The 5,179-nt window shown below is 64.0% G+C and carries 3 protein-coding genes and 1 CRISPR repeat array; of the genes, 2 read left to right on the top strand and 1 reads right to left on the bottom strand.

Annotation, left to right across the window (positions count from 1 at the left end; genetic code table 11):
- Window positions 1-38: 38 nt before the first annotated feature.
- A CRISPR array of direct repeats spans window positions 39-3,672; the repeat unit is 29 nt; unit sequence GTATTCCCCACACGCGCGGGGATGAACCG.
- Between the two features lie 70 nt (window positions 3,673-3,742).
- Window positions 3,743-4,669 carry an IS110 family transposase gene (locus tag Mhypo_RS17170; protein ID WP_170148348.1) on the bottom strand — a complete coding sequence of 309 codons (927 nt, stop codon included), beginning with the start codon at window positions 4,667-4,669 and terminating at the stop codon, window positions 3,743-3,745.
- A gap of 68 nt (window positions 4,670-4,737) precedes the next feature.
- On the opposite strand from Mhypo_RS17170, the gene Mhypo_RS18265 reads away from it, so the two are divergent.
- Together Mhypo_RS18265 and Mhypo_RS18260 are read left to right on the top strand one after the other, a co-directional pair.
- Window positions 4,738-4,881, top strand: coding sequence for a hypothetical protein (locus Mhypo_RS18265; RefSeq protein ID WP_170148347.1), 144 nt, complete (start codon window positions 4,738-4,740; stop codon window positions 4,879-4,881).
- Window positions 4,866-5,179, top strand: a 314-nt coding sequence (locus tag Mhypo_RS18260) for a helix-turn-helix domain-containing protein (protein WP_170148346.1), incomplete at its 3' end; no start/stop codon positions are given. The genes Mhypo_RS18265 and Mhypo_RS18260, both read left to right, overlap by 16 nt.

Here is a 5,179-nt window from a genome sequence, read left to right as displayed (position 1 = left end):
GAACCGGCCGGCAAGGTGCACCACCGGCCCCAAGCCAAGTATTCCCCACACGCGCGGGGATGAACCGGCGTAATGCGCTTTTTAGTGGCTGTAGAGGCGTATTCCCCACACGCGCGGGGATGAACCGAGGTCTTTCTCCACCTTAGCTAGTGCATCCACGTATTCCCCACACGCGCGGGGATGAACCGGCCTGAGCGTAACAGCAGTGGCTGCTGAGGTGGTATTCCCCACACGCGCGGGGATGAACCGAAGACCGAGCGTGGCGAAAATAGGCCCGGTTACGTATTCCCCACACGCGCGGGGATGAACCGCGAGCTGAGGATCTGGTCGCTCGATCGCGGCTGTATTCCCCACACGCGCGGGGATGAACCGGAGAGACCATGCAAGAAGCCTTTGAACGAATCAGTATTCCCCACACGCGCGGGGATGAACCGCGACTGTAAGCGCTGTGATACCCCCAATAACCGTATTCCCCACACGCGCGGGGATGAACCGCTCGTTGGCAACGGTAGTCAGGGCTTTGTGCAGTATTCCCCACACGCGCGGGGATGAACCGCCTGACCACTTACCTTGAGGAGTGGAAGGAGCGTATTCCCCACACGCGCGGGGATGAACCGCCCGGCAGCGTGCAGCGCACCATTTTGGAAGCGTATTCCCCACACGCGCGGGGATGAACCGGCCGCCGGATAACGGCGGCCTGGAAAGCTGCTGTATTCCCCACACGCGCGGGGATGAACCGTAGTCCGCAGGCCCAGAGCACCCGCAGGCTACGTATTCCCCACACGCGCGGGGATGAACCGCCCTCCTCAGGGGTTTCGCCCCACCCCCCGCACGTATTCCCCACACGCGCGGGGATGAACCGGGCGACCTCAAAGCCGAGGGAAGCCTGACCACGTATTCCCCACACGCGCGGGGATGAACCGGAGGGGCGGCGCTTTCCTTTCCGCAATCCCCAGTATTCCCCACACGCGCGGGGATGAACCGCGTCGCCAGGCGAAGGCGGCCCGCCCGCTGCGTATTCCCCACACGCGCGGGGATGAACCGGAGGAATGGCAGGCCCTCGAGGAGCGAGCAAGGTATTCCCCACACGCGCGGGGATGAACCGTCCACGCGCGTTTGCCTAGCACGCTTCAGCGCGTATTCCCCACACGCGCGGGGATGAACCGCACGTGGAGTGGGGGTGTATTGCTATGGTGGTGTATTCCCCACACGCGCGGGGATGAACCGTGAGCGCGTCACAACCCGTGGTGGTGGTGTGTGTATTCCCCACACGCGCGGGGATGAACCGGGTGGGTGCTACGCCGTGAAAAGCCGTCCGAGGGGTATTCCCCACACGCGCGGGGATGAACCGAGACGTGATAATAGGTGCAGCCGACTGAGCAGCGTATTCCCCACACGCGCGGGGATGAACCGGCACCTGGTTTATTTCATGCTGAAGCGTAACAGTATTCCCCACACGCGCGGGGATGAACCGAGTGGGGCTGGCCGGGCTTGCGGGCGGTCTGGGTATTCCCCACACGCGCGGGGATGAACCGCCTGCTTAATCAGGAGGTGCAGCCATGAAACCGTATTCCCCACACGCGCGGGGATGAACCGCGCTGGCCGCTGCCCCTGGTGCGGGGCGACCAGTATTCCCCACACGCGCGGGGATGAACCGTCCATGGACGCTCCGGCAGATTGTTGAGGTGGCGTATTCCCCACACGCGCGGGGATGAACCGCAGTACCGCGAGCCGGGCCGGCCGGGCCCCAGGTATTCCCCACACGCGCGGGGATGAACCGGTTCGACAATCATGCTGTCGTCGAACACGTCAGTATTCCCCACACGCGCGGGGATGAACCGTGCCGTTGGGACTTTCAGCCCAGACGGTAGCGGTATTCCCCACACGCGCGGGGATGAACCGGGGGAAACACATGGATATGGATTCCGAGCGATGTATTCCCCACACGCGCGGGGATGAACCGCCCAGCGAGAAGCGATGCAAGATGTGGTGAATGTATTCCCCACACGCGCGGGGATGAACCGGATACCGAGCGAGCGGCGAACAGGGCGTACTGGTATTCCCCACACGCGCGGGGATGAACCGGCAGCCCACACGCTACCTTTGAATATCGCCTTGTATTCCCCACACGCGCGGGGATGAACCGGGAGGCACAGCCAGAGCCGATAACTGGCCTGCGTATTCCCCACACGCGCGGGGATGAACCGGCAAACCACAGTTTGGGAAAGCGGAAGAGTAGTATTCCCCACACGCGCGGGGATGAACCGGGTATATACCCCACCGTTGTCGTTGAGCGCGACGTATTCCCCACACGCGCGGGGATGAACCGCCTCGAGCCAGCGCTTCGATGTGGGATACCTGGTATTCCCCACACGCGCGGGGATGAACCGCGGCTCAAGCCCAGGGCTGCGGCGGTGAACCGGTATTCCCCACACGCGCGGGGATGAACCGTCGAGACCTGGGGCTGGTTGTCGAACCTGTGGGTATTCCCCACACGCGCGGGGATGAACCGCTCCTGTCTGCCGGGATGCGGGCAGGTTCGGGTGTATTCCCCACACGCGCGGGGATGAACCGCGTTCTGTGGCAAACATAGCTTCCCGCTGGCCGTATTCCCCACACGCGCGGGGATGAACCGTTCCGTTTTCATTCTCTCCTTCCTCCTGTGTGGTATTCCCCACACGCGCGGGGATGAACCGTTCCGTTTTCATTCTCTCCTTCCTCCTGTGTGGTATTCCCCACACGCGCGGGGATGAACCGCCCGAAGAGCCTCTGGTAGTTACAGGTGGGCCGTATTCCCCACACGCGCGGGGATGAACCGTCTTAGGCGTGCTGGCATCTGCCCCAGATGATGTATTCCCCACACGCGCGGGGATGAACCGGTGGTTGACCGCGAGGAGGGGTTCAAACTCTTGTATTCCCCACACGCGCGGGGATGAACCGCCGCAGCCCCGGGAATTGGGTGCGCGTCGTTTGTATTCCCCACACGCGCGGGGATGAACCGGCAGAAGTGCCGTCTACCGTGATGCTGATGGTGTATTCCCCACACGCGCGGGGATGAACCGCGCTCGAGGAGGAGCACCAGGAGCACCTAAACGTATTCCCCACACGCGCGGGGATGAACCGCGCTCGAGGAGGAGCACCAGGAGCACCTAAACGTATTCCCCACACGCGCGGGGATGAACCGCGCTCGAGGAGGAGCACCAGGAGCACCTAAACGTATTCCCCACACGCGCGGGGATGAACCGTTGTAGGGACGGGTCATTTTCGCCTGTGATTGCGTATTCCCCACACGCGCGGGGATGAACCGGGCAGGGTTCATGTCAAGTTCCCTACGCAGTGGTATTCCCCACACGCGCGGGGATGAACCGCTCAGCGCTTTATTCAACCATCGGCTGCGCTTGTATTCCCCACACGCGCGGGGATGAACCGGGATGGTTGCCGGAGTTTCCCATCGCTCGCTTGTATTCCCCACACGCGCGGGGATGAACCTGAGACTTTCCAGCAACAAATGCAGGCGGAGGCGTATTCCCCACACGCGCGGGGATGAACCGGCGGGCCCTAATGTGGCTTAGCCATCTCCTCGTATTCCCCACACGCGCGGGGATGAACCGTGCGGCTCGGGGGTAGGGCCGCTTACCGGCTGGTATTCCCCACACGCGCGGGGATGAACCGTCAGCGGGCCCACCACCGATACACGCCATAGCTTCAAAAGGATGCTGTGTGGGGTATTCGTGGGAGGCCTCTATGTCAATACCCGGCACAACGCCCGGTAGACGTCCACGTCCCGGGTCACCTGGCGCTTGGTGGCCCGGGTAGCCTGCCGCCGGGCCATGCCCTCGCACATCTTTCGGGCATGATAGGCCTGGGTACGGGGGTCAAGTCGTAAGCGGTTCCAGGTGATGAGCTCAATCACCCGGTTCAGGCGACGGTTACCGCCTGGGTTAACCTTGACCCGCTGGCGTTGACCGGAGGAGTGGTCTAAGGAGGCGGTAGCTGCATAGGCTGCAAAGGCGGCCTCGTCGCGGAAACGCTCTAGATACTGCACCTCGCCGATCAGGACGGCGGCGCTCACCAACCCGATGCCGGTCTCGGTCTGCAAGCCCCGGTAAGGCTCCAACAGGGTTTGCATGGACTGCTCCAGGGCCGCAATCTCCTGGCTGAGGCTCTGCATCACCACCTGCAGGCTCTGGCGCACCTGGGCCAGCGCATAGGGCTGCCGCTGTAGCGCAACCAACTGCTGCTGTAGGGACAGCCGCTGCTGCACCAGGCCTTCCCGGCAGCGGGTCAGGCTCTGGAGCTGCAAGGGTAGGGTGGGCAAGCGAAGCGGGCAGCGCTGGGTGGGGTGCTCCAGCCAGGCCAGGGCCGCCAGCCGGGCATCCTGGGTATCGTTCTTGGCCTGCTGGCGACGACGGCGTAAGGTGGCGACCTGGGTGGCGGGGAGGTCGTACACCTGCTGGCCCTGCTGCAGCAGGTGCCAGGAGAGCCCCAGGGCATAGCCCCGAGCATTTTCCACCACAAAGACCCGGGGTTGCTGACCGGCCAGGGCCTGCAACAGTTCGGCGTACCCATCGGCGGTGTTGGGCAGCTCACCCTGGGCTACCTCGCCCAGGCTGCCGCCTTCCTTGAGTTGGAGGATCAGATAGGTGAAGCTGGCCTTGTGGGCATCCACGCCCACCACAAAGCGTACTGCGGATTCCGTCTCGGCTACACTAAGTGCCTATGCATTAAGCTCTCCACATGCCTGCCCCTCTTCGCGTCCACTTGACCCCAGAGGAGGACGCCCAGCTCCGGGAGCTGGAGGCCAACCCCGTGATTCCCTTCAAGGCCCGGCGCCGCGCTCAGGCAGTGCGGCTGGCCGCCCAGGGGTGGACCGCCACCTGAGCCTGGACCGCTCCACCCTTCACCGCGACCTCAGGCGGTGGCTGGAAAAGGGAATAGAGGGCCTTGAGGACGGCAAGCCCCCCGGGGCCAGGCCCCGCTGGACCCACGCCATGAGCACCTTCCTGCGAGAGCTTTTGCAGGGGGAGGAGACCTGGACGGCACCCCGGCTCCTGGAGGCCCTGGAGGGGCGCTTCTTCGTGACCTTCCACCCGGGGACGGTGAGGCGGAAGCTTCTGGAGATGGGGTACCGCTGGAAGCGGACGCGGTACGTGCCCATGGGGAAGCCCAGGGAGGAGGA

The organism is Meiothermus hypogaeus, assembly GCF_003574035.1.
Classification (GTDB): domain Bacteria; phylum Deinococcota; class Deinococci; order Deinococcales; family Thermaceae; genus Meiothermus; species Meiothermus hypogaeus.
The sequence above is the reverse complement of the archived record's forward strand: the minus strand, read 5'-3'. Positions and strand labels throughout refer to the sequence as shown.